We start from the raw sequence: 945 nt of genomic DNA, 5'->3' as shown, positions 1-945 counted from the left end.
TACATCAAGAGATACTTGATTATTACAGTAACTACAGCGTGACGAATGACCTGTTAGAACTAAGAAACCTTGTCACGGTTGCAGACCTGATCATTTGCTCCGCAATCCAGAGAAAAGAAAGCCGAGGCCTTCACTATACACTAGACTACCCGGAGCGACTCCCCAGTGCCAAGGATACGGTTTTAACCCCCACTAATTATTCCACCCGAGACTGGTAAACCGAACTAGAACTTTATATCGGCTTACTTAGTTTAGGAAACCTGCTCATCGTGTTTTGGAGCAAGCCACCGACGAATGGTCTGCTCTAACTTATCTTTTTCCACCGGTTTGCTCAAATAGTCATCCATACCGGCCTCTATACACTTCTCGATATCACCTGACATAGCATTAGCAGTAACAGCAATGATTGCGGGCTGCACAAGCCCTTGAATAGCCCTAATATTACGAGTAGCCTCTAGACCATCCATTCTTGGCATTTGCCAGTCCATCAAAATCAAATCGTAATGAGATTTTTGAACAGCCTCCAGTGCTTCAACACCATCGTTGGCGATATCAGCTTTCAGATTCAAATAGTCAAGCATTATCATCAATACCTGCTGATTAACCTTATTATCTTCGACGACTAATATTTTACTATGAGGCGCAAAGCCCAAGTCTTCACCATGTTGAACATTATCAAGCTTGATGTTATCGCTCTCATGACTTCCATCATGACAGGTAATTTCTGCTAATAATTCATCATACCTTAGTGGTTGAGACAAAAAGCTGATTCTAAAACGCCCTGAGAAAGAAGGATCTTTAATCTCACTGCATTCATCCTTATCAGTCATTAAAACAGTTTTATGGTTTTTAAGGGGGTCAGGCAGCTGGGATTCCATTGACTCGAGTTCATATAGCAAGGTGGAATCAACCGATACTGTTACCAAGGAATCAGGGCTTTCTTTA

1 protein-coding gene and 1 pseudogene are annotated in these 945 nt (G+C 42.0%); one reads left to right on the top strand and one right to left on the bottom strand.

Features of this window, described 5'->3' with window-relative positions; genetic code table 11:
• Window positions 1-218, top strand: a pseudogene (locus tag A3735_RS28715) (L-aspartate oxidase); the annotation flags it as partial.
• Window positions 219-251: 33 nt separating this feature from the next.
• On the opposite strand, the gene A3735_RS05075 reads toward A3735_RS28715, so the two are convergent.
• The coding region (locus A3735_RS05075; RefSeq protein ID WP_156499414.1) for a response regulator at window positions 252-945 on the bottom strand (694 nt) is incomplete at its 5' end.

This window comes from Oleiphilus sp. HI0061 (assembly GCF_001635675.1).
The sequence above is the reverse complement of the archived record's forward strand: the minus strand, read 5'-3'. Positions and strand labels throughout refer to the sequence as shown.